The following is a 22546-nucleotide window of genomic DNA, read 5'->3' as shown; positions in this document are numbered from 1 at the left end:
GGTGAGTTAAGACAGTGATTGCTGCAAGCGCGCGAGTCGGCCCGTATGTTCCGATATGTGGCCCTTTGCCAGCATCGCAACTGCCCGCAAGGTCTTGTCCTGCCCTTTTGCAAGGAAGGCTTCCTGAGCCTGAAGGAGCTCCCCGTGAACGCCCAGCTGTGCCTCGACAAAGAGGCGATCGAACTCTTTTCCTTTCGCCTCCCGCAGTTTGATCATCCAGGCTTTGACATCCTGTTTTGGTACCTGGGGGGGTGGCACGCTGTGGGTGTCGTCAAAAAGGGGGCGCAGAACCGCCGCCAGGCCTTCCTGTTCGGCCACCTCATCCTGCGCGAAGATCCGAACCTCTTCACTGGACGAGTTGGTGACGCCGAGCTTGGCCATATCGAGAGCCGCAGCTCCATAAGTTATGATGGATTGCGCGTACTGCAGGTCGTCATCGCGCTGCGTCTTCGGTTGAGCAATGCCAGGTTGAGTTGCGAGGAGCAGTCCGCCCGCGATTAGCACTCTACGATCCATTTGAGTCCTCCGTTCACGAATTGGGCCAGCGGGGGATGCCGCCGGTGTTGCCGGGAGTACGGCAGCCGCAGCGCAGGAGCGCTGTAGGGCGAGGCGAGCTTGGATAATTTTTCCGCTGTCGCGCTTGGTCGGTTGGCGAAGATGCGCGAGGCAACCACGCAGACTCCCGCCGTTGCAACCAGGCACCTCGTGATGATCAAGCTCGCTGTGACAGCGCCGAAGCTGAACATCAGCATCGTGTGACCGGCATTCAGCGCATATCCGGCCGCGAAGATGATGATCAGAGCTGCCAAGGTCATCAGACCATAGACGGTTGCCTGATGCTTGAGTGCGGCCGTCACTCTAGCCGCTACGAGGGCGACGAGAGCGCCCACGGGTTATTTCGCAGCCCAAAAGCCGATAACGGCGCCTGCCGCTACGGCCCACCCCAGAGCACGCATGGGTCGCGCACGGACCTCGTCTACGATAAGCTGCTGCAGCTCGCTTACCTGCTCCGTTGCAGCTTCCGCCATCTGGTCGGAATCGATGCCATAGCGTTTGGCGGTCGATCCACCGTAGTCCTCATTGCGGGTTGCGCCGCTCTCAGCATCGGCCCCCTGAGACATTGCTTTGAACCCGTTTTCCATCGCATAGCTCTCCCCACATCGGATCACTTATTATGTCGGGCGCCTCAGGCTATTTCGACCGCCTGGGGAGCCGAGGCGCAGCCGGCTCCAATATCGCTGCGGGGTCAGCCTGGTCTTCGACCGCAACGGCTGGCTCAGTGAATCCAGTCGAGGAACCACGAGTCGTGTCAGAATGGCCGTCACGCGCGCATATCGCCCGTGCGGCTTCCCAATGAGCCTTTTCCTGTCCCTCCGGCTGACCTTCGCTGAGCCATATTGAATAGGCTACTTGCCGGATGCGTACTTCCGTGTCGGATTCGCCAGACATTTTTGCCTCCTCAGTTTCGCCAAGTCGCTGCTGTTAACCTCTCCGCATTGCCTGGAGGTTAGCTAGGTGCTCCTTAATAAGGCCAGACGCCAGCATGGCGATCGAGCGGTTAGTGACGTCCTTACCTTGGTCCAGATAAGTATTTTGGATCTCCAACAGTTTTGTATGGCCATCTACCTGAGTTTTGATATAGGCCTCATCAAATTCCTTTCCGGCGGGTATCGATTTAAAATTTTCGATCACCGCCGTGGCGTCAGCACTAAGCTTCTCGGGCGCCCCCTCCGACATTCTGGATGCCGCCTTGATGACCTTCGCCACAGTGTCCTGCTCGGCAACTTCGAACTCGGCAAATCGCTTCAGGGCGGCATCGTTGACCTTGGCAAGCGCCGTCTTGCTGGTGCCCAGAGCAACATCCCCTGTTTCGAGCGTTTCAGCTGCATGGGTCGTCTCAGGCGTCATTCTGTTGGCGCTAGTGCCCTGCGCCATCGCAAGGGTGGACCCGAGGATGGGATGATGGAGGCCTGAACGAGCAAACGGCGGTTCATGAGAGTTCTCCTGAAAGGCCCCCGCTCTCGGCCTAACGTGACGGCGTCTGTTTGGTTCACTCGGCGTGGACTCTAATCCTCCAGCGCGTCCTCAGTGATGGGAGATCATTCGGCGGATCACGGCTTTGGTTGAGGGCGCGGAAACGCACGGATGGTCTCCGTCTCGGGCTTCCCCCTGGTAGACTGCTAAGGCTTTTGACCCTGGACCGGCCAAATCTGAAAGCGAGGCGCACGAGCCCTTTCGTTCGTTGGATTCCCCGGCGCGCATTTGGGCCCCAAGGTAACGCGATCCCTCGCTCAAGGGATACTGCAAAAGACCCGCGTGCTGCGCTTAACGATCGCGGAACTGCCGCAGACATGCGGTGTTGCAGTGGGCAGTAGCGGCCGTCCGGCCCCTGGTTTCACCTTCGACGACGCGGTCGCAATCCTGCCCTATCTCGCCCGGCTCGGCGTCAGCCATGTCTATGCGTCGCCGGTCCAGACGGCCCGCCCAGGCTCCACCCATGGCTACGATATCGTGGACCATACAAGTATCAATCCGGAGCAAGGCTTCGCCCCACGCCATTGCCTTCGACATCGACTGGGAGCGACTGGGCGCCAATGGCAAGCTGGCGCTTCCCTTCCTCGGCAAGCGCTATGGCGACGCTCTGGAAGAGGGCGAGCTGACGCTGAAGCGCGACGAGAGCGGCGATGGCTTCAGCATTTGGCATTTCGAGCATCGTTTCCCGATCAGCCCGCTGAGCTATCCGATCCTGCTCGACCGGGTCCTCGTCCTGGTGGACCCTGCCCGACCGGACTACCGGGAGCTGCTGGCGGTCTCGTCGCGGCTGCGGACGCTGGCGGAGAACCCTGCCACCGTCGGGATAATCGAGAGGAACTCTCCGGTCCTTTGGACGTTCGGCGAATGTCCCCCCGGGCATCGAACAGCAGATGCACTGTCCAACACAGGAGCGCGCCATGTTCATGCGCATCGACCGTCTACAGGCCGAACTGCCGCTACCGAAGGAACCGTCGCCCAACGCCGCCGCCGCGCTCCAGGAGTTGCTGGGTGGAAAATACGGAGAGATGTCGACGCTCGGGAACTACATGTTCCAGAGCTTCAACTTCCGCAACAAGAGCAAGTTGCGGCCCTTCTACAGCTTGGTGTCGAGCATCTTCGCCGAGGAATTGGGGCATGTGGAACTGGTCAGCACCGGCGTCGCAATGTTGAACAACGGGCCGGGCGATCCGACGCCTGAGGTCGATGTCTCGGCAGCTCCCTTCGAAGAGATGAAGGACGTTCGTCTGGCGGGCGGCTTCTTCGCTAATGCGGGCGGCGCTATGCCGATGAACAGCAACGCCGCGTCCTGGAACATGGACATGGTTACCAGCACCGGCAATCTGATCATCGACCTGCTGCACAATTTCCATCTCGAGTGCGGCGCCCGACTGCATAAGCTGCGCGTCTACGAAACCCTGACCGAGCCGACCGGCCGCGAAGTCTGCGGCTATCTCCTGGTCCGGGGTTCGGTCCATGCCCACGCCTATGCGCTGGCGCTCAAAAAGATCACCGGCGTCGAGATCGAGAAGATGCTGCCGACGCCCAACATCGATCTGAGCCGAATCCCTGAGAGCCAAAAATACCTTCAGGAAGGCAGCCACCGTCGCCTCTACATGTTCAGCCCTGATGACTATCGCGAGGCTGCCGGGGTCTGGTCGAACGACGAGGTCGCCCTGCCGGGGGACCCGCCCGGCAATCTCGAAATCGTCGAAGGCCCACCTGACGGCGGCAAGATCCCGGAGCTCGACGGCAACTATGGCGCCTTCGCTCCCGATTATGCGCCGGAGGAGATCTTCGAGATCGCCTCCAAGCTCTACAAGAAAAGCCGCTAGCGGCGCGAACATCTTCGTCGCCCGCGGTGGTCGTTGGCGACGAAGACGACCACCAAAACCGGATTGCGCAGAGATCACGAAGGAACCCGCCGCAGCCGTCGGCGTATTGACCGCGCAGGAGGCAATCATGCGTGTCGATCAAATATTCGAGTGCCGGAGCTGCGGCTCTCCGGCCGTGTCGCTTCCGAAGACCTTGGCCGTCACCGCGATCGTTCGATGCGCCGGCTGCGGAAGCGATCTGGGCACCTGGCAGGACTACAAGAACGCTACATCGGTCGCACTCGTCAGGTCCGGGACATTGCACAGTGCCGACCCGATCCTGCTACCGGCGCCAACCAGCATGTCCTCTCCAGAGGCGTGGGCTGATCCCTCATATGCCCCCGCCGGTCAGGTAAGCGGCCCCCGGCACCGGCAGCACGTGTTGGCTCCCGCGCTTGTCGAGGTTCCCCTGTGGTGAAGCACTTCATCGCTACCTACGACATCGAAGCGGCGCCCGGAGATCCTCACAACCGGTTCCTCGATGCGGCGGTCGCACGAGGATGGAGCGATACGCTCACCGTCGGTGACCGATCCGAGCGGTTGCCCAACTCCACGCTCATCGGCAGTTTCCGAAACCTCGACGATGCGCATCGATCGTTTGAAGCTGCCATCATCGACGCAAACGAAACCATGTCTCCAGCGAGGCTGAACGTCGAGCGGCGCTACATCGTCGAGCGGGCGTCCGGCGGTCGGCTGCTGGCCAGAAAGACCGAGTGGGTCAAAACCAACATCGCGCGGCTCAACAGCATGCTGAGGCCTAAAAAAATGCGCGTGGAAGGTCGCGACGCGAAGTAACCCCGAGGGCAAGATGCGTGCCCCCAACGGCATCCCGGCGCGTGGGCTCTCTAGGGATTTCCGGAACCCGGCTCCGCCATCTTCCGGTGCTGCTTGGCGAGCGTCTCGGCCGGAGTGACGTTGGCCAGCGACGACTGGAGCTTGTTCTTCCAGCCGCTGACGACATCGCCCTCTCCGGCGAGAACCGCATCGTAACCTGCCTTGGCAACGTCGGCTGGATCGTCCTTCTCATCCTGGCTGATCTTGGTATCGAGCAACCCCGCACGTTCGAAGAAGCGGGTCTCGGTTGCGCCCGGCATCAGGCAGGTGACGGTGACGCCCGTGTCCCGCAACTCCTCGCGCAGGGCAAATGAGAAGGAGTCGATAAACGCCTTGGTGCCGTTATAGACGGCCTGGAAGGTGCCGGGCATGAACCCGGCGATCGAAGGATGCGGCCTTCTCCCCGCTCCCGCATCTGTCGGCCAACCTTCTTGATCAGCAACAGCGTGCCGACGATGTTGGTGTCGATCACGCGCAGCCACTCTGTGTCGTCCTGATCGAGGAAGCCGTGCCCGAGACCTCGTCCTGCATTGGCGAAGAGCAGGTCGACCGGCCGCCCGGCTTTGGCGATTTCCGCGACGAGTTCTTCGACCCCCTCCTCGTCGCTCAGATCGGTGACAATCGAGACGACATTGGCACCCTTGGCTTTGAGCTTCGCGGCAGCGCCGTGGATGTCCGTCTCGTCGGCCGCAATGATCAGGTCGTAAACGTCAGCGGCGGCAAGTCGCGCCAGCTCGAAGCCGATGCCGCTCGACGCGCCCGTGACAACGGCCAGCTTTCCCGTTCCATTCGTCATGTCGTTCTCCTTGCTCACGGCTTGAGTACGACCTTGATGCAGCCTTCCTCCTTGTCGCGGAATGTCTGATAAAGCCCCGGCCCATCCTCGAGCCCCGCCCGGTGCGTGATGACGAAGGAGGGGTCGATCTCGCCGGACGTGATCTTCTCCAGAAGCGGCGCGAGATAGCGGTGCGTATGCGTCTGACCGGTCTTGAGCGTCAGCCCCTTGTTCATGAAGGCGCCCATCGGGATCTTGTCGAGGAAACCGAAATAGACGCCGGGCATGGAGATCGTGCCGCCCTTCCGGCAGCACATGATCGCCTCCCGGAGCGCATGGGGACGATCGGTCGCGAGGTAGGTCGCAGCCTTGATCTTGTCGATAACGGCATCGAATGAACCGCTGCCATGGGCCTCGGCGCCGACCGCGTCGATGCAGCGATCGGGGCCACGGCCCTTGGTCATCTCCATGAGGCGATCGTAGACGCCCACATCGTCGAAATTGATTGTCTCGGCCCGGCCCTTGCTCGCCGCCAGCGCAAGCCGCTCAGGAACATTGTCGATCGCGATGACGCGACCCGCGCCAAACATCCAGGCCGACTGGATGGCGAACTGCCCTACCGGACCGCAGCCCCAGACCGCGACCGTGTCACCGTCCTCGATCTCAGCATTCTCTGCCGCCATATACCCGGTCGGGAAAATGTCCGAGAGGAACAGGACCTGCTCGTCGGGGATCCCGGTCGGCACCTTGATCGGGCCGACATCGGCATAGGGTACCCGCAGGTATTCCGCCTGCCCGCCCGGGAAGCCGCCGAGCATATGCGAGTAGCCGAACAGACCGGAGGGTGACTGACCCATGGCCTTCCTCGCCTGATCGGCGTTCGGGTTGGAGCGATCGCAGAGCGAAAAGAGCTGCTTGCGGCAGAAGAAGCAGTCGCCGCAGGCAATGTTGAATGGCACGACGACCCGATCGCCGACCTTCAGATTCCGTACGTCCCGGCCGACCTCGACAACCTCGCCCATGGTTTCGTGACCAAGGACGTCACCGGCTTCCATCGTGGGCGTGTAGCCGTCATAAACGTGCAGGTCGGAGCCACAGATCGCGCAGGCCGTGACCTTGATCACGACATCGCTGGCATCCTGGATCTGCGGGTCGGGCACCGTTTCGCAACGGATATCGCCCTTGCCGTGCCAGCACAGTGCTTTCATGTCGTGGGTCCTTTGACCCCCCATGCTGCCAACGCGACCTGCCAGTGACCGTTCCGTAAAAATATCCTTGCGACTTAATTATTTGTTGCTCGCCGACGTGCCGAGGAACTCTGCCTACGAAAACTTGGTTGGGCGACTCACGGTTCAGACGCCGAGGCCTGTGGCCGGGGCGTTCAGGTGGGCGCGATCACGGTTGAACCTTAAAGATCACCGCACGTTCATGGCTATGGAGACTGCGAGGCCTACCATGTTCCATTCATCGCTTGATCCCTCGTTGGTCATCAGTCGCTGGCGTGAGCGCCCGCCGACCGGACGAGAGATGCAGCGAACACTGACCTCGTTTCTCCCTCCAGACGAACTGGACGCGATCCTCGCCAAAGAGGTAGACCGCTCAGTGATTTACATCCGCTGGTGCCTCAGCAGTGAAGCCATCGTCCCGGCCTGTCTCTTGGCGGCCGCTTTGCGACTAGGCGCACGCAAGCGGCCGGTCGCTGACTATCAGTCGTCGAGAACGGCTATATCAGGCCCTCGATGAGCCCAAGGTTCTTGGCCTCGGTAGCCTCGATGTACCGGTTCCCGGGGGCCCGCTTCAGTACCTCGTCCAGCGTGACCGACGATCCCACGATCAGGTTCGCGAAGCCTTCGTTCTGAATCTGGATAGAGTGCTCGATCTCATCCAGCTTGGCCTTGAGATTGGCGATGCAGGCGGTCAGCGTACCAGCGAGCAGGATATTGGTCTGCAAACTTGCGCTCATGGATCATTATGCGCGTGCCACGGGTCAAGTAAGGGGTGAGGGCGCGCGAAGAAACTTGTGAAGGTCGCTCCGGCGGAGTAAATCGCTGCCTTGCCAAGGAATACGAACCGTCGACGAGGCTCGTGCTCTGAGTGATAGCGAATGTCCTCGCCCATCATCCGCGCCACCTCTGGATCGCCTCCGAGCGTACTGAGCTCGACGACGACGATGCCTTCACGGGGAGCGGCGGCCAGCCGGTCTCGAAAGAAGGCATACATCGAATAGTCCACCGCACCCGCGAGCAGGGTCGGCGGATTGGGAAATCGCCGGGCGACAACGGACGAACCCGATCAAGCATCGACTGGGGATGCGGGGATATCTTGGGCAGGCTCATGTGTGCTCACGAATGGTGGATGCTCTCGAACTCTATGATCTGCCCTTGGGTCCGGACCATCGGATAGCCGCGTGCAGGAACGTCGTGCCTTTCGTTCTTTGACGTCCGCAAGCCTCCCGTGGTGATCGGTCCAGCGGCGCAACCCCTACGGCCTTGTTGCGTTGCCTTTGAAAGGGAGCATCGACATGCCACACCCATCTTCGCCTACCGGACGTCAACTGGCGGTCGCCTTCGCGAGGAAATTTCCTGGTGAGGATTGGATCGCGCGGCTATCCGAACGCTCGGGGATGGATCGCGATACGGTCGAGTGGCACCTACAGGAAGATATGGTCCCACCAGTTGCGATCATGAAAGCCGCCTCGGAAATGGAAGGCGAGCCCGAGCAGCGCGGCGATGCCACGGCACGGGATGATCTTCCCCTCGCCGGCCTGCCCGGCAACCTCGGGAAACTCTACAAGGATTAGCCCCGTCCACTCGTTTCAGGAGACGATGATGCCAAACCGTGGAAAAGAAGCGGAGAAGCATAAAGCCGACGCCCTGGCCTCCCCCGAACCCGCAAAACGCGATGCCGCCGGTCAGTATGCTGCCTCACCGCGTATCTCTCCGAACCCTGGCGGATTGGTGAGTGCTAATCCTGTCGTGCTCTCCGGCGACGGCGATGCGACGACAGGGAACGGGCATGGTCGAAACCGCGAACAGAAAGGGGCGAAGGCAAGCTAAAGCGCTTATCGCGCCCATGAATGCGCTGAAATCCAACCCTCGAACGCTTGAAAGACCCGGCGTCGGAGCAAGAGTCGCAACGTTCTGACGGCAGGGAATTCAGCGCCACTTCGTCAGCGTTCGTCCCGTGGCCTCTCAAGCGGCCTTGCCGCTTCACCTGAGCCGCTTGATCGCATCCGCCAGCGGAACCTCCGCTTCGCAATAACCATCCCAGGCCTTGCTCCTCGCCAACAGGGCGGGAACCGTACGCACGGTGTAACGCGCGGGATCGAGCCCCTTCTTCACCTGCGTCCATTGCACCGGCATCGAGACATGCGCGCCAGGCCGCGCGCGCGGCGACAACAGTGCGACGGCTGTCGACATCCTGTCGTTGCGCAGATAGTCGAGGAAAATCCGGCCGTTGCGTAGCCGCTTGGCCATGTTGACGACGTAGCGGGACGGCTCGTCCGCAGCCATCTCGGCGCAGACCTGCCGAGCAAAATCCTTGGCCGTCGGCCAGTCGAGCTTCCCGCGTTTGGCAGCCTTGAGCGGGGTGACGACGTGCAGGCCCTTGCCGCCCGTCGTCTTGCAGAAACTGTTCAGCCCGAGTGCGTCGAGCCTTTCGCGCATCGCGTTCGCCGCAGCGACGACATCGTTGAATTCGACACCGGGCCCCGGATCGAGGTCGAAGACGAGACGACCGGGAACCTCGGGATCGTCTGGCTGGCAGTTCCACGGATGCAGCTCGATGCCGCCGATCTGGGCCGCCGCGACCAGGGCCTCGATGCGGTCGATCTGGAGATAGGGTTTTTTGTCGCCGAAGACGTGGACGAGCTCGAAGAGGTTTGAGGTGCCGAGGCCTGCATGGCGCTGGAAGAACGTCTCTCCGCTGATGCCGTCCGGTGTCCTGAGCAGCGAGCAGGGCCTGCCCTTGATGTGAGACATCATCCATTCGCCCACGGCGGCGAAGTAGTTCGCCAGATCGAGCTTTGAGACGGGCTTGCCGTCCTCCGCATCCGGCCAGAGTGCCTTGTCCGGATGCGACAGGCTGACGCCGAGCACGTCGACCCTGCCACCCTTGCGCCGAGGCGAGGCGGCGACCGGCTTCGCCGGTTCGACCGCCTCCGGTGATGCGGGCAGATCCGTCTCGACCTCCGCCGCAGGCTTGTCTTCCCGAAGCCCCTTGAAAGCGGCCTGCCTGACCATGCCGTCGCCGGTCCAGCCCGCGAACTCGATTTCCGCAACGAGAACGGGATCAAGCCATGTCACTCCCGCCGCACGCCTTGGCGCGGTGGCACCGGTGAAGGGCGAGGTCTTCGCCGCGTGCTTCTTCAGGCGCGGGAGGAGGGTCGCGACCTTCGACGCGCCGTACCCCGTTCCGACCCGGCCGATATAGACGAAATGCGATCCGCGATTCACTCCGACCAACAGCGAACGGAACTTGCCCTCGGTCGTGGCCCAGCCGCCGATCACCGCCTCGTGCCCGGCGCGGCACTTCGCCTTCGTCCAGGTATCGCTTCGACCGGAGACATAGGGCGCCTCTCCGGACTTCGACACGATCCCTTCGAGCGAGAGCTTGCAAGCCGACTTCAGAACGGCGTCGCCGCCACTCTCGAAATGCTCGACATAGCGCAGGACGACGCCGTCGCCATGACGCTCGACCAGTTCCTTCAGACGAGCCTTTCGGGCCAGTAGCGGCTGGCGGCGCAGGTCCTCGTCCTCGATCCACGGCAGATCGAAGGCGAAGTAGACTAGGCTCAGGACCTATTAACTGGGTTGCTTAGCAGTGCGCTGCTTGATTCCATGGCGGGCGGAGGTGTCGCCATGGATGATCTGCTGTTGCTGTCTGAGGCGCAGATGCGCCGGATCGAGCCGTATTTTCCGCTGTCTCATGGCGTGCCACGGGTCGATGACCGGCGGGTTCTGAGCGGCATTCTGTTCGTGATCCGCAACGGCTTGCGCTGGCGCGATGTGCCCGCCGCCTACGGCCCGCCCAAGACGATCTACAATCGCTTCATCCGCTGGAGCAGGCTCGGCGTGTTCAACCGGATCTTCGCGGAGCTCGCAGCCGAGAGCGACAGCTCGGATCGGCTGATGATCGATGCCACCCACCTCAAGGCGCACCGCACCGCCGCCAGCCTGCTCAAAAAGGGGCTCTACCCCGATCTATCGGGCGCAGCCGCGGCGGCCTGACCTCCAAGCTCCATGCCGTCTGCGACGGCAGCGGCCGGCCGCTCCGCCTGGCGCTGAGCGAGGGGCAGGCCAGCGACTTCAAGGGCGCCGCCATGCTGGTCGATGCCTTGCCGCCCGCCAAGGCCATGCTCGCCGACAGAGGCTATGACGCCGACTGGTTCAGAGCCGCGCTCGCCGCACGCGGCATAGCCCCGTGCATTCCCTCGAAGATCAATCGCAAGACGCAGATCCCGCACGACCGGTATCGCCAGCGCCATCGCATCGAGAACATGTTCGCTCGACTCAAGGACTGGCGCCGCATCCACACACGATACGATCGATGCGCTCACACCTTCATGTCCGCCATCGCATTCGCCGCGGCATTCATCTTCTGGCTCAAACAATGAGTCCTGAGCCTAGATGCCGAAAATGCAGCGGAGGCTGAGGCTTAGATAGCCTCGGCGGCAATCGTCTGGCTAATCAGCTGACAAGGCTTATTGGTTGTTAGAAATGCAATATCCGCGGCATCGCGGCCATGGGCGATGCGTACGAGCCCTTCGACAGGCGCGAGCCGAGTTGGGTCGATCAGCCACCATTGGTTCTCGACGAACACCTCAACGACAGCATGAAAGTCTGCAGGTTGCAGGTCCACAGCGTAAGCGCTCACTGCTCTAGCCGGGATGGAGAGGGCGCGGCAAAACGTGATCGCTAGGTGAGTGAAATCTCGACAGACGCCGGCCCTTACTGTGAATGTCTGCGCCGCCGTGGTTTCCGGCGTGCTCACACCTGCAACGTAGTCCAAATTTCGATCGATCCAGTCCAAGACGGCCATAACGCGGGCGACGCCGTCACCGGCTTGCCCAAACTCACGAAGCGCATATCGCTGGAACTGATCACTCGGGCAGAAGCGGCTCGGCAGTAGGAATGTCAGCGTATCGGCCGGGAGTTCGCTCCACGAGTGTTGGCGACCGCTAACAGGAAGCAGAAGCCTGTGCCCATTATCGACGTCAGCCTGATAGGAGATCGTGACCGTGCCCGACAGGCAGGCGCGCATTCGGCGATCGCCTCCGACGCCGACATCCGACAATAGCGCGCGATGCGGCGTCACCGTCAGGGCCTCGGAGATGATTGCCTGATCCTCAGTCAACGCTGCCTCGATCAGCCCGATGATCTGGGTCGGTTCTGCGAAGTCGTAGATGAGTTCCGCGGACGCTCGGACTTTCATGCCGGCAGCTCCCTGCGCCGAACCACCGCTGCCGGGTCCACGTGACTTTCGCCTCTGCCTTCCAGTCGTCCGACTATGCCCAGAACGGCTACCCGGCCTTCGTTAAAAACAGTACCTGTGACTGCGCCGTGGATTATTGCGGTACCCCCTTTCACAATAGTCAGATCACCGCGGATCCGGTCTTGGACCGTCACGCTCGCACCCGGGTGAACGTGCCAGTTGCCTTCCGCCCGACCGCCGAACCACAGGCCTTCAGCTCTGATGTCTCGATCACCTGTCATGACTTCGGAGTGGTGCACCGCGCAGCTCTTCCGGTTCGGTTGTTCCGGGCGTCGTCACAGGTTTGCTTAGAAGAATATGCGTCAAGCCCACCCCTCCGGATCGTCATCCTCATGCCGGGCATCCCATTTCTCCATGGCCTCCAGCAGGTAGAAGAGCTCAGCCTCCGCATCTGAGCCTGAAGGCGGCATTCCCAACTCGACGACGCGCTCACCTGCCAGATCGTAATCACTCTGGCAGCGGACGATGGCTTTCCCTTCTTTCAGCATCAGCTGTCTCCGGAAATAGGCTTCAGAAACCTGGTCTCGAAAGGTCATCGGTCGAAATTGAAGGCTTGCCTTTCAAGCGAGCCCGCAGACCGGGAAACAATTTTAGGACCACGATGACGGTTGCGACCCCAGCGATGCCGGACGCCGCTGCGGTCGTGGATTGCCGGGAGTACGACAGCCGCAGCGGAGGTGCGCTATAGGGCGAGGCAGGCGTGGACAGTTTTTCGACGGTCTGGCCGGGCCGACTAGCGATGACGCGTGAAGCGACCAGACAGACAATCGCTGCCGCGACCAAAGACCCCGTCATAATCAAGCTCGCTATGACGGCACCGAAGCGGAACACCAGCATGGTGTAGCCGGCATTCAGCGCGTACCCGGCTGCAAAGATGGTGAGAAGCCCCGCTAGAGCCAACAGTCCATAAACCGCTGCCAAGCGCTTGATCGCGGCCGTCACTCTACTCGTAACGAGGGCGAGAAGAGCTCCCACGACCTACTTCGCTGCCCAGAACCCGAGTACTACACCCGCTGCGACCGCCCACCCCAAGGCGCGCATTGGACGGGCCCGGATCTCGTCCAGAAGGAGTTGCTGCAACTCGCTGACTTGTTCGATGGCAGCGTCAGTGAATTGATCGGTATCGACGTCATAGCGCTTGGCCGTCGATCCGCCACGGTCCTCATTATCCTTTCCGCCGCTCCCGACATCGGCAGCCTGGGACATTGCTTTGAAGCCGTTTTCCATTGCCTGGATCCTCTTGCTCGCGCAGTGCGAAGCCGCAGTCAGCGTTCTTCGCTCCCTCAACGGAGCTGGGTGGTAGCTGTTCCGCGTGAGCGTCGTTATCGCCTGGATCGCGCGTCGTGCACCGCCAAAAGTTACATTCAAGGACCGGAACGGTTTTAACCGGGCGCAGTTTCGCTATCAGCTATGCCGTCTTCGCCCCCCGCCTGACGGTATAGTTAGAGCCGGGGCGACCTCGCTCCGGCTCGCTCGTGAGAAACGTTAGATCAAGACACATTTGGCGCGCGAAGCGACGCTATGAGCTGAGCGTCCTTAGGCAAAGTTGGGCGCACTGATGCCCAGGCACGGGTTTTCGCTTCACGGACGGTCAGGGCGGCGCAGTCCCCCTGAATCCAATCAGCGATTTTATCCTTCTCATGAATTGATCGTAGCGCCCGTCTCTCCGGAGAGCCAACCGCGCGCTTGGCAGCGCCACCGATCGCGAGGCCTTGCTGGACGAAACTACGGACGATGCGGTTTTTTTCAATCAAGGCGGCGGCTGCCGCCAAGACGAGCCGGAAGATCCTGGATCACGATTTTATCGCCGAGCACACGCACGGGTACTCGGCCTTCGCCTATCATTGCCGCACAGCCGACTGGGCCGCCATCGAGACGATCAGCGGCTTGAACCAGGCCACGCGGCTGGGTCGATTTGTTCGTACCCGATCATCCGCCTTTCGAGCTTCGCCGGATGTGCTGCTATCGGCGCAGGAAGAACTCGATCATCTCGCGCGAAGCGTTGGGGCCTTGCGGATCGGTGAAGGTCCCGGCGGTGGCGCCACCCGACCAGGCATGGCCCGCGCCCTCGATCGCAATATACTCGGCCAGCACCCTGCCGGATGGATCGACCAACGCCTGCCGCACTGCGGATCTACCATTAGACTTCACCTCGCTTGCGACGAGCCTGACATCCGGAAAGCGGGCCCGCATGCTCGTGAAGAGACGATCACCGTTCGAGGCGTCAACCGTAGGGTCCGCAGTGCCGTGCATGATGAGCTTCCGGCTGCATGCGCCGCCGGCCTTGTCGTGACGGCCGCTGACGTCTCCCTTCATGGCGGCGAACGCTGACATGACGTCGTGGGCAGATCCCCGCTCGAGACCCGAGTGTAGACCGACCCCCGAGAAAATCTCCGGATAGGCCTCCGCGAGGACGTCGGCCATCGCCGCTCCGGCCGACAGGCCTGCAGCAAAGACGCGCTCGGGAGCGATGGCGAATTCCGTCGTCAGAGCCCGCGCCAAGGCTGCGAGCTTCGCGGGTTCGCCAGAACCGGCGGACTGGTGGCGGCGATCGAACCAGTTCCAGCATCCGTTGGCGTTGGCGGATCGCGGTTGGTGAGGATAGGCCACCACGAGACCGAACTCGTCCGCCAAGCGGTTCATCCGCGTCCCGCGGGCAAAATCGTCGGGGTCCTGCGTACATCCATGCAGCATCAAGAGGAGTGCAAGCTCCCGGTCGCGGTCCTGCGGTACATAGAGCTTGTAGTTCAAGCCTCCCGCCGCCGAACTTAGCGAGCGGGATGTGAAGCGCGAATCGCCATCGTTGAGCGCCGTCGTCGCGCTCGTCGCCGATGAGGAGAAGCCCGAACGCGACGATTTCAGGGCGTTCAGGACGTCGCCCAAGCGTCGTCCCCTTCGCCCGACGGGAATTCCAGCGTCCAGTGGCTTCGGAGCGGATGACTGAGTGTCGCCGCTCAGCGCATAGCGGATGGCTTTGGTAGCCCCGGTAACGTCTGATGCCTTCAAACGGCTCATAGCGTTTGCCACCGCATCTTGGATTGAGGAGGTCATTTGGCGGCCTTAAAGTTCACGAGAGACGATCGGATAGAGCGGCTTTGACCTCGGGCGAGGCGTGGAGCGCACCGAGAACCGTGAGCGAGGCGATCGCGTCGCGAGCCAGGGCGGGCGTGACGTCGTCGGAGATGATGGCAAGGCCGAGGACGCGGATGTCGAGGCGCTCGTTACTGGCGACCACCGCTTCGAGGTCGGCGCGCGTAAAGGTCCTCAAGCCAAGCTCGAGCGAGAGGCGATGGGTTGCCTGTGTCGCAATCTCGGAATGCGCCACGAGCTGACTGCGGATGGCCGTCCGGATGAAATCAGATCGATTGGAATAGAAGCCGTCGCGCACCAGAAGATCGATCCGACCGAGATCGACGAATCCCAGATTGATGGTCAGCTTCTCACTCTCTGGCGCTTTCATGATACATCCACATGACATCCGTATGGATGGCATATGGATGTTAGATCGTAATATGCAAGCCCTGCCGGTGGCTTTGAGGCGATGGGCGTTGGCTCAGTGATTTCTGATCGGCGAAGTTGTTGATGGTAGAGGACGCTTCACCCCCCGCCTGGAACGATCTCAACGCTGTCTGGGTGCTGCATCACTTTCAACATCTCGCGCGAGGTTTTTCATGTTGCGACTGATCCTCGGCCAAGCCGTCGGCGCCTACCTGACCAAGGTCGCCGCCAGCGGTCGTCACCCACGTGTCATCTCTGCGGCGCTTGCCCTCTTCGCTACGCGAATGGGCGGTGCCAGTAAGCTGTTGGGGATCTGGGGCCTGCTCTCCGCTCTTTCGGGCCGCCGAGGCCGATAGGCGGAGCCGTGCGGCCTCGGATCAGGGCCGGTGGGCCGCAATAGGATTCAATCGACGGCCATAGGGAAACGAGATCGCTTTCAGATAAGAGGCCGGCCTTCTGAAATCCCGTATCGCCAAGCACAGCTCGAACCTGCTGGCCGCCGATTGGACGCTCCCGGCGCACGCCACCCTTGGCTCGGCGGTTCGCTTGAAGGGGATCGAGCGTCAGGTTCGGCGCAATTTGCCCTGGGCCGTCAGAAAATCTGTGGCGGCGGAGACAGGGCGCATTACGCTGCGTATGCCCGTGACGGAGCAGGCCGCGTTTGATGACGTCGCGGTGCGGATATCCGATATCCTGAAAGGCGTCGGATCGCTCCCGATTCATCCTAGCGAGATCGAGGACATCCTCGTCATCTCCTCCCGTGAGCGTCACAAATGGCTTAAGGACGACCGGCTCAGAAGCGCCGCACCAAGACCGTGAAACTGCGCGGCCGGGCGAAGGCGATAACCTTCCATATCTTCGATCCGAGACAAGTCGAGGATGTCCTGGATGGCGACCTGACCCAGACCTGGAGAGATGAGGACGCACGGGCAGCTGCCGAGAACCGACGGCGGGCAGCGGGCAAGGCCGCGCTGGCCGGGGCCACTCGGAGTGCGACGCAGGCAAGCGGGGTCTCGGATGACCCGAACGAAACGGAGCGAACGCAGTTGAAAGGCTGGGACGACTTCGCGGCTGATGGGCTACTCCGCTGACGTCCCGGTTCGCGCGGTAGGGTCACGGTGCGTTAGGTCAAAGCTGATGTTCAAATTCGACGGCCCCGACAATGCCGAAACGACGATCCTTATGGCGCATGGTGCCGGCGCCCCAATGGACTCGGCGTCGATGACAGCGGCCGCAATCGCGCTGGCGAAAGCGGGCTTTCGCGTCGCTCGCTTCGAGTTCGGATACATGGCGGCTCGCAGGACCGGAGCGAGTGCGAAGCCGCCTCCTCGCGCGGAGAGGCTCATTCCAGAATACCTCGCCGCCATCGGTTCGCTGGAAGAGAAAGGGCCGCTCGTCATCGGCGGCAAATCGATGGGCGGACGGGTAGCGAGCATGGTCGCGGACGAGTGCCTCGCTGCCGGCAACATCTGCGGGTTGCTATGCTTGGGTTATCCGTTTCATCCGCCAGCCAAGCCCGAGCAGCTGCGAACAGGACATCTGACGACACTGCGTACGCCTGCTCTCATTGCGCAGGGGACACGCGACCAGTTCGGGACGCGCGAGGAGGTGTCAACGTACGAGCTCTCGCCGGTGATCGAATTCCTCTGGCTGGACGACGGCGACCATGACCTGAAGCCGCGCAAGACGATCTCTGGCTTCACGGCCGACGATCACCTCGCGACCTTGGCGGACGCCGTCTCAACATGGACAGCGCGGCTCCGGACCGGGCGATGAGGATCGCGACGTTCAACGTCAATGGCATCAACGGACGCCTTCCGGTGCTATTGCGTTGGCTGGAGGAAACAAAACCGGATGTCGTCTGCCTTCAGGAGTTGAAGGCGCCCGACGCGCGTTTCCCTACGGTCGAGCTCGAGAAGGCCGGCTATGGCGCCATCTGGCACGGACAGAGGAGCTGGAACGGCGTCGCGATCCTCGCCCGTGGCCGCGAGCCGATCGAAACGCGCCGTGACCTTCCCGGTGACCCGGACGATCAGCACAGCCGCTACATCGAGGCTGCCGTCAATGGCGTGCTGGTGGGATGCCTCTACCTGCCCAACGGCAATCCAGCGCCTGGTCCGAAGCTCGATTACAAGCTTCTCTGGCTCGAACGACTTGCGACATATGCGGCGGAGTTGCTGGGGCACGGCATCCCCGTAGCGCTGGTCGGCGATTACAACGTCATCCCTACGAACCTCGACGTCTACAAGCCCGAGCGTTGGCAAAAGGACGCCCTCTTCCTTCCCGAGGTCCGCCGCGCCTTTCAAGTCTTGCTCCGCCAGGGCTGGATCGACGCCGTCCGCTCGCTGTACCCCGACGAGACGATCTATACGTTCTGGGATTACCTGCGAAACGCCTGGGGCCGAAACGCCGGCCTGCGGCTCGATCACCTGCTGCTCAGCCCGCCGCTCGCGACGAGGCTCGTCGCCGCCGGCGTCGACTGCGAGGTTCGCGGTTGGGATAGGGCGAGCGACCACGCTCCGGTCTGGATCGAGGTTTCCGATGCCCCTTCGCGCAGGCCCCGTCGGTCACGTTCGAAGGATAACCCCGATGGATGAGGATCCGTTCGATCTGGAAAGATTCGTGGCCGCCCAGGCGTCGAGTTCGACACGGCTCTTGCCGAGCTGATAGGCGGCCGGAAACGCAGCCATTGGATGTGGTTCGTCTTCCCCCAGATGCGCGGCCTTGGCCATTCCTCGACCGCCCAGTTCTACGGGCTGGTTTCCCTCGACGAGGCGCGGGCCGTACCTTTCGCACCCCGTCCTCGCGCAGCGATTGGGCTAGGCGACCCGAGCCATGATGGAAATCGGCACTGGCTCCTTGCGTGAGATGTTGGGCACGCCGGACGACCTCAAGTTCCACTCGTCCATGACGGTGTTTGCGATGGCGGATCCATCACCAGATAACCCGTTTCGGAGCCCCCTGAAGCAGTTCTTCGATAACGCCGATGACGAAGCCACTCTCAGGCTGATCCGCCGCTCGCAGAGCTGATGCGAACGACCTTGGGGGTGACTTCACTGCTGGGCTTCAGTTCATCGAACGACGGCATTTCACGGCGGCGCTGCTGACTTGAATGGTCGCACTGCCATGGTGATCTACAAGCCATGCCGAGCCCGCGTATCCGTGTCGTCGACCTCGAAACCGCTGGAAATGGCCCTCACGATGTCTGCGAGATCGGATGGCAGGACGTCGTTTTAGGAAGCGACGGCAAGTGGTCTCTGAATGCCGAGCGCGGCGCGATCTTGGTGAATCCAGGCCGGCCGATCTCATCGGAGACGATGGCGATCCATCACATTCGGGATGAGGACGTATCAGGCGCTCCCTTCTGGAAAGAGGCCGCAGTCTCCGTATTGCGTCCCGACGGCGAACTCGTCGCCTTGGCGGCGCATCGAGCCGCGTTCGAGCAGCGGTTCTGCACCCCCGCGCTCGCGGGTGGTGCAGCCTGGATCTGCACCTGGAAGTGCGCGTTGCGCGTCTGGCCGCAGCTGCCTCGATTCTCGAACCAGATGCTGCGCTATCAGAGGATGCCGGAAGGTCTCGTGCACGAGATCGGATTGCCCGCGCACCGTGCGATGCCGGACGCCTACGTCACCGCGCATCACCTCCGTGACATGCTCAATGACGCCTCGGTCGAACAGCTCCTGTCGTGGAGTACCCAACCTGGCCTACTCCCACGAATACCGGCCGGCCCGGATCGTGGCAAAACCTGGGACCAGATCGGCGACACGGCACTGCGCGAGCTTTCCAAGGCCCGCGACGTCGACGTCCGATTCAGCGCATCGTCCGAGTTGTGCCGCCGCGGGTCCTCCGACATGCCCGCCGTGCCAGCGCCGCGCCAACCAAGGCTGTTTTGAGGCGCTGGCAGCAGCCGGATAGCCTCAGTTCAACCGTTGTCCAAAGCAGTCCTGGAAGGCTGTCGCAGTGGCCGCGTCGGCGAAGCTCAGCTTGATGCGCCCGTGCTCAGGGTCCATGAGAACGCGAGCTTGGTGCGGCATGTTGCGCTCGATCAGCCAAACCCCGATCTCGAAGAGCCGCTCGTTTAGCGATCCCGAGTCCAGCGGCAAATCGACCTTGACGGCGCCCTCCACGCCGACAATCGTCGTGATCGCGACGGACGGCGTCTTCATGCAGCCCTCCCTAATGTCAAAGCTCTGAATCTACGTCTCGCCTTGGCGGCTCGCGAGCGAGCGTTCCCAATCGGCGTAGGGCGTATCACGGGCCATATGGCGATTTAGATCAGGGCTGCCGTCTGCCTACCATACCGGCCCGCGCTCTCCGAGCGCCACCTTGGCAGCATCGACGCGGGCCCGGGCGGATCGCAGGTCGCCCTTTCCGCTCTTGGCGTCCCTAACCGCTCGGCGGGCATCCATCAGCTCCTTGACGAGCGCGTGACGGCGTTCATCAGGTATCGCGGGGTTTGTCGCTCGCCACAGCCTGCCGGCAACGATGAAGTATCGTCCATCTGGGGTCATGGGATAGGCTGGGCGTGTCACGGTCGGCCACTCGTCGTCGCTATCGTATTCTCACTGCCTCGGTTTGGCCGGACTGTCATCGTTCCGTTTCCTTGTAGCTCGCTCGCTATCAACGTTGGAGTGGGCCGCGCGGTGCCGCAGCGGCCGCCATGCCAGTGACGGAGGAGCCGCTCGCTTCGTGGAGAGCCCATGAGACACGCCGCAGTCATCTTTGGCGCTTCAGGCGGGATTGGCGGGGCGCTGGTGGAGGCAGTGGCCGCGTCGGGCGCGTACTCGTCCGTGCACGCCGTTTCCCGCTCGCCTCGCGCAGCGCCTCGCGGCGTCACCGTTCACAGAGCCGATCTCACGGACGAGGAGAGCATCGCGAGGGTCGCTGCTATGGTCGAAGCGACGGGGCATGTCGGCATGCTCATCGTGGCCAGCGGCGTCCTTCATGAAGGCGACATCACGCCGGAAAAGTCCCTCAAGGCAATCGACCCCGCCGCCCTCGCACAGCTCTTCGCGGTCAATGCCGTCGGGCCGGCGCTCGTCGCCAAGCACTTCATGGGTCTCCTGCCCCTGTCGGGGCGATCGACGTTCGCGGCGATCTCGGCTCGGGTAGGGTCGATCGAGGATAATCGCTTGGGCGGATGGTATGGCTATCGCGCATCGAAGGCTGCGCTCAACCAGCTCATCCGAACTTTTGCCATCGAACTCAAGCGGTCCCGTCCGGAAGCGGTCGCGCTCGCCCTGCATCCGGGGACCGTCGCGACCGAGCTGTCGAAGCCGTTTCGATCGCACGGCGCAGCTGGTACGTTCTCCCCGTCCGAGGCGGCCTCGGACCTGCTAGCCGTCATTGGGAAGGCGTCGGCAGATCAATCCGGCCAGTTGCTCGCCTGGGACGGATCACGGATTCCGTTCTGAGATTGGCTTGGCTGAAATCCTACCGGGACAATGACGGCCTATCGCCAGATCTCAACGCACTGCGTGGCGACCGCTACGGTCGAATGAGCCCGTCGATGACGACCTCGCTATGCTCAACGCCCTCTGGCCTGGCCAGCAGATAGCGGTCGTCCTCGGGATAGTAGCGAGCGCGCAGGTGATCCTCGCCGGCGAACCCCTTGACTGCGTCAATCGAGGTCCACCAGCTGAGCGTTACGACCTCCGTGATCCCTTCGTCAAGATCCCGAAACAGCATCTGAAATCCCAAGTTGCCTTCGGTTGACCGCATCCTCCAAATTGGTTGTCGTTTCGCAACCGGGCCGGCGCGGTGAAGTTCCTCCGGCCGTAATGGTGCCGGCCTGTCTGCAAGCTCATTGGGCGGGGCCGGTCCGAGCCGGTCTTGCGTCGACGCAGGCCACGCTTACCTGAAATAGAGTCGTCGGGCCGCCCGCGCCCTCGTCTCGACTGGCAGGAGCAGGCCATGAGCGTTTCCGAGGCATTGAAGTCGATCGTAGCGGTCCGCTCCAGCATACCCGACGATGCATTCACGGCGTCCGCGCTCGGCACACGGCGGGAAGGCAGCGGTGTCGTCATCCGGGACGATGGGCTCGTCCTGACCATCGGTTACCTCATCACCGAAGCCGATGAAGTCTGGCTGACGACGCAAGAAGGCCGCGTCGTTGCGGCTCATGCGCTCGCTTATGATCAGGAGACCGGCTTTGGGCTGGTGCAGGCGCTTGGTCACCTTGATCTGCCCGCTGTCGCGTTCGGTGATGCAACCGAGGTGCAAGTCGGTGATAACGTCGTCCTCGGCGACGGCATCGGGCAAGCCGTCCAGGCCAACATCGTCGCGCGGCAGGAATTCGCCGGCTATTGGGAGTACCTGCTGGAAGAGGCGATCTTCGTGGCTCCGGCTCATCCGTCTTGGGGTGGGGCCGCGCTCATCGACGAGAACGGCAGGCTCCTCGGCATCGGCTCGCTGTTTCTTCAGGTCGCCCAGGGCAAGGAGGTCTCCAACGTCAACATGGTCGTTCCGATTGATCTGCTGCCGCCCATTCTCAACGACCTGCTGCGTCGGGGCAGCGTCGACAAGCCGCCTCGCCCCTGGCTTGGTGCCTTCACGGCCGAGAACAATGGCAGCGTCGTCGTGATGAGCGTGGCCGAAGGCGGACCCGCGGCGAAGGCGGGGCTTCGGGCGGGAGACGTCATCTCGGATGTCCAGGACGGCGAGGTCGAGGACCTGGCCGACTTTTATCGGAAGCTGTGGGCGACGGGGCCGGCGGGATCGGACGTTTCACTCCGGATCGTGCGCGACGGTCGCGAGGCATGGCTGCGCATCAAGTCTTCAGACCGCAGCAGCTTCCTCTGGAAACCCCATCTGCAATAAGGCCCCCCAGACAGCCAGCATCGCTATCGCAGATAGCGTGGCACCGGCTAACACATCGGCAGTGACCCGGATGTGGGGCGCCGCATAGACAATCCCGAGGGTGCTCCTCGGCACAGGCGGACGCGCTGGCCTGCCCCCTGAAAAGTGGCCCTCCCTGAAGTAGGCTTTTTGAGCCTTTGGAGGATGCCCGCGATGCCGCAGAAGAAGCACAAGCCTGAAGAGA

The 22546-nt window shown here is 62.4% G+C and carries 27 protein-coding genes and 4 pseudogenes; 13 read left to right on the top strand and 18 right to left on the bottom strand.

The window, feature by feature from the left end; all coding sequences use genetic code 11:
- Window positions 1–6: 6 nt before the first annotated feature.
- From ASE63_RS18645 to ASE63_RS18635, 5 genes are read right to left on the bottom strand one after another with little or no spacing between them, the layout of a single operon-like run.
- A complete protein-coding gene (locus ASE63_RS18645) occupies window positions 7–516 on the bottom strand; it encodes a DUF4142 domain-containing protein (protein ID WP_056804700.1) in 510 nt (169 codons plus the stop codon).
- Window positions 498–857, bottom strand: coding sequence for a hypothetical protein (locus ASE63_RS27415; protein ID WP_156410466.1), 360 nt, complete (start codon window positions 855–857; stop codon window positions 498–500). The genes ASE63_RS18645 and ASE63_RS27415 overlap by 19 nt, the downstream gene beginning before the upstream one ends.
- A 36-nt stretch (window positions 858–893) precedes the next feature.
- Window positions 894–1142 carry a hypothetical protein gene (locus tag ASE63_RS18640; RefSeq protein WP_056804697.1) on the bottom strand — a complete coding sequence of 83 codons (249 nt, stop codon included), beginning with the start codon at window positions 1140–1142 and terminating at the stop codon, window positions 894–896.
- 49 nt (window positions 1143–1191) lie between these two features.
- Window positions 1192–1449, bottom strand: coding sequence for a DUF2934 domain-containing protein (locus ASE63_RS26790; RefSeq protein ID WP_082610094.1), 258 nt, complete (start codon window positions 1447–1449; stop codon window positions 1192–1194).
- 33 nt (window positions 1450–1482) lie between these two features.
- Complete coding sequence (locus tag ASE63_RS18635) at window positions 1483–1908, bottom strand: DUF4142 domain-containing protein (RefSeq protein ID WP_162261801.1); 426 nt, start codon at window positions 1906–1908, stop codon at window positions 1483–1485.
- Between the two features lie 486 nt (window positions 1909–2394).
- Between ASE63_RS18635 and ASE63_RS27410 the strand changes: the two are divergent.
- From ASE63_RS27410 to ASE63_RS18615, 3 genes and pseudogenes are all read left to right on the top strand, one after another.
- Window positions 2395–2839 (top strand): annotated as a pseudogene (locus tag ASE63_RS27410) (alpha-amylase family glycosyl hydrolase); the annotation flags it as partial.
- Between the two features lie 112 nt (window positions 2840–2951).
- Window positions 2952–3866, top strand: coding sequence for a manganese catalase family protein (locus ASE63_RS18625; protein WP_056804687.1), 915 nt, complete (start codon window positions 2952–2954; stop codon window positions 3864–3866).
- 453 nt (window positions 3867–4319) lie between these two features.
- Window positions 4320–4700 carry a hypothetical protein gene (locus tag ASE63_RS18615; RefSeq protein ID WP_156410465.1) on the top strand — a complete coding sequence of 127 codons (381 nt, stop codon included), beginning with the start codon at window positions 4320–4322 and terminating at the stop codon, window positions 4698–4700.
- A gap of 50 nt (window positions 4701–4750) precedes the next feature.
- Here ASE63_RS18615 and ASE63_RS18610 read toward each other — a convergent pair.
- The 4 genes and pseudogenes from ASE63_RS18610 to ASE63_RS28490 all read right to left on the bottom strand — a co-directional run bounded on the left by ASE63_RS18610 (window position 4751) and on the right by ASE63_RS28490 (window position 7734).
- Window positions 4751–5535: pseudogene (locus ASE63_RS18610) on the bottom strand (SDR family NAD(P)-dependent oxidoreductase).
- Between the two features lie 14 nt (window positions 5536–5549).
- A complete protein-coding gene (locus ASE63_RS18605) occupies window positions 5550–6722 on the bottom strand; it encodes a zinc-dependent alcohol dehydrogenase (protein ID WP_056804677.1) in 1173 nt (390 codons plus the stop codon).
- A 515-nt stretch (window positions 6723–7237) separates the two neighbouring features.
- Window positions 7238–7477 (bottom strand): hypothetical protein, encoded by a 240-nt coding sequence (locus ASE63_RS28495; protein WP_244491451.1) that lies wholly within the window; start codon window positions 7475–7477, stop codon window positions 7238–7240.
- Window positions 7474–7734, bottom strand: a complete 261-nt coding sequence (locus ASE63_RS28490; RefSeq protein ID WP_244491450.1) for a hypothetical protein — start codon at window positions 7732–7734, stop codon at window positions 7474–7476. Before ASE63_RS28490 ends, ASE63_RS28495 begins: the two co-directional genes overlap by 4 nt.
- A gap of 301 nt (window positions 7735–8035) precedes the next feature.
- On the opposite strand from ASE63_RS28490, the gene ASE63_RS27405 reads away from it, so the two are divergent.
- Window positions 8036–8314, top strand: coding sequence for a hypothetical protein (locus ASE63_RS27405; protein WP_156410464.1), 279 nt, complete (start codon window positions 8036–8038; stop codon window positions 8312–8314).
- Window positions 8315–8723: 409 nt separating this feature from the next.
- Here ASE63_RS27405 and ligD read toward each other — a convergent pair.
- Window positions 8724–10304 (bottom strand): annotated as a pseudogene (gene ligD, locus ASE63_RS18595) (DNA ligase D); the annotation flags it as partial.
- Between the two features lie 69 nt (window positions 10305–10373).
- Between ligD and ASE63_RS26785 the strand changes: the two are divergent.
- Window positions 10374–11128, top strand: a protein-coding gene (locus ASE63_RS26785) for an IS5 family transposase (protein ID WP_244491449.1) whose coding sequence is annotated in 2 segments (ribosomal slippage) — window positions 10374–10707 and window positions 10707–11128 — 756 coding nt in all. Because the reading frame shifts where the segments join, the coding sequence is not laid out codon by codon here.
- A 41-nt stretch (window positions 11129–11169) separates the two neighbouring features.
- Here the strand turns inward: ASE63_RS26785 and ASE63_RS18580 are convergent.
- From ASE63_RS18580 to ASE63_RS18560, 6 genes are all read right to left on the bottom strand, one after another.
- Window positions 11170–11946 (bottom strand): transglutaminase family protein, encoded by a 777-nt coding sequence (locus tag ASE63_RS18580; RefSeq protein ID WP_056804668.1) that lies wholly within the window; start codon window positions 11944–11946, stop codon window positions 11170–11172.
- A 362-nt stretch (window positions 11947–12308) separates the two neighbouring features.
- Window positions 12309–12494 (bottom strand): hypothetical protein, encoded by a 186-nt coding sequence (locus tag ASE63_RS18575; RefSeq protein ID WP_156410463.1) that lies wholly within the window; start codon window positions 12492–12494, stop codon window positions 12309–12311.
- A gap of 22 nt (window positions 12495–12516) precedes the next feature.
- Window positions 12517–12948, bottom strand: coding sequence for a hypothetical protein (locus ASE63_RS27400; RefSeq protein ID WP_156410462.1), 432 nt, complete (start codon window positions 12946–12948; stop codon window positions 12517–12519).
- Between the two features lie 36 nt (window positions 12949–12984).
- Complete coding sequence (locus tag ASE63_RS18570) at window positions 12985–13233, bottom strand: hypothetical protein (RefSeq protein WP_056804661.1); 249 nt, start codon at window positions 13231–13233, stop codon at window positions 12985–12987.
- Window positions 13234–13968: 735 nt separating this feature from the next.
- Window positions 13969–14889 (bottom strand): PHB depolymerase family esterase, encoded by a 921-nt coding sequence (locus ASE63_RS18565; protein WP_056804657.1) that lies wholly within the window; start codon window positions 14887–14889, stop codon window positions 13969–13971.
- Window positions 14890–15073: 184 nt separating this feature from the next.
- Window positions 15074–15466 carry a CopG family transcriptional regulator gene (locus ASE63_RS18560; RefSeq protein WP_244491448.1) on the bottom strand — a complete coding sequence of 131 codons (393 nt, stop codon included), beginning with the start codon at window positions 15464–15466 and terminating at the stop codon, window positions 15074–15076.
- A gap of 506 nt (window positions 15467–15972) precedes the next feature.
- Between ASE63_RS18560 and ASE63_RS18550 the strand changes: the two are divergent.
- From ASE63_RS18550 to ASE63_RS18530, 6 genes and pseudogenes are all read left to right on the top strand, one after another.
- Window positions 15973–16595, top strand: a pseudogene (locus ASE63_RS18550) (hypothetical protein).
- A gap of 46 nt (window positions 16596–16641) precedes the next feature.
- Window positions 16642–17280, top strand: coding sequence for an alpha/beta family hydrolase (locus ASE63_RS18545; RefSeq protein WP_056804649.1), 639 nt, complete (start codon window positions 16642–16644; stop codon window positions 17278–17280).
- Complete coding sequence (gene xth, locus ASE63_RS18540; RefSeq protein WP_082610103.1) at window positions 17277–18101, top strand: exodeoxyribonuclease III; 825 nt, start codon at window positions 17277–17279, stop codon at window positions 18099–18101. The genes ASE63_RS18545 and xth overlap by 4 nt, the downstream gene beginning before the upstream one ends.
- Before the next feature lie 96 nt (window positions 18102–18197).
- A complete protein-coding gene (locus tag ASE63_RS28830) occupies window positions 18198–18371 on the top strand; it encodes a DUF1810 family protein (RefSeq protein ID WP_348271363.1) in 174 nt (57 codons plus the stop codon).
- Window positions 18340–18534 (top strand): DUF1810 family protein, encoded by a 195-nt coding sequence (locus ASE63_RS28825; protein WP_348271362.1) that lies wholly within the window; start codon window positions 18340–18342, stop codon window positions 18532–18534. The genes ASE63_RS28830 and ASE63_RS28825 overlap by 32 nt, the downstream gene beginning before the upstream one ends.
- 113 nt (window positions 18535–18647) lie before the next feature.
- The gene (locus ASE63_RS18530; protein ID WP_056804641.1) at window positions 18648–19397 is read left to right on the top strand and encodes an exonuclease domain-containing protein; all 750 of its coding nucleotides are present in this window, start codon (window positions 18648–18650) and stop codon (window positions 19395–19397) included.
- Window positions 19398–19421: 24 nt separating this feature from the next.
- Here ASE63_RS18530 and ASE63_RS18525 read toward each other — a convergent pair whose 3' ends face one another.
- On the bottom strand, window positions 19422–19670 hold the full coding sequence (locus ASE63_RS18525) for a hypothetical protein (RefSeq protein ID WP_056804638.1): 249 nt from the start codon (window positions 19668–19670) through the stop codon (window positions 19422–19424).
- A 534-nt stretch (window positions 19671–20204) separates the two neighbouring features.
- On the opposite strand from ASE63_RS18525, the gene ASE63_RS18520 reads away from it, so the two are divergent.
- Window positions 20205–20918, top strand: coding sequence for an SDR family NAD(P)-dependent oxidoreductase (locus ASE63_RS18520; RefSeq protein WP_056804634.1), 714 nt, complete (start codon window positions 20205–20207; stop codon window positions 20916–20918).
- Window positions 20919–20991: 73 nt separating this feature from the next.
- Here the strand turns inward: ASE63_RS18520 and ASE63_RS18515 are convergent, their stop codons facing one another.
- Complete coding sequence (locus ASE63_RS18515) at window positions 20992–21192, bottom strand: hypothetical protein (RefSeq protein ID WP_056804631.1); 201 nt, start codon at window positions 21190–21192, stop codon at window positions 20992–20994.
- A gap of 225 nt (window positions 21193–21417) precedes the next feature.
- Here ASE63_RS18515 and ASE63_RS18510 point away from each other — a divergent pair, with 225 nt between their 5' ends.
- Window positions 21418–22323, top strand: a complete 906-nt coding sequence (locus tag ASE63_RS18510) for a S1C family serine protease (protein ID WP_056804628.1) — start codon at window positions 21418–21420, stop codon at window positions 22321–22323.
- Window positions 22324–22546: the final 223 nt, after the last annotated feature.

Source organism: Allobosea sp. Root381 (genome assembly GCF_001429395.1).
GTDB lineage: Bacteria > Pseudomonadota > Alphaproteobacteria > Rhizobiales > Beijerinckiaceae > Allobosea.
Note: the sequence above shows the minus strand (reverse complement) of the source record. Positions and strands in the feature narration are given on the sequence as shown.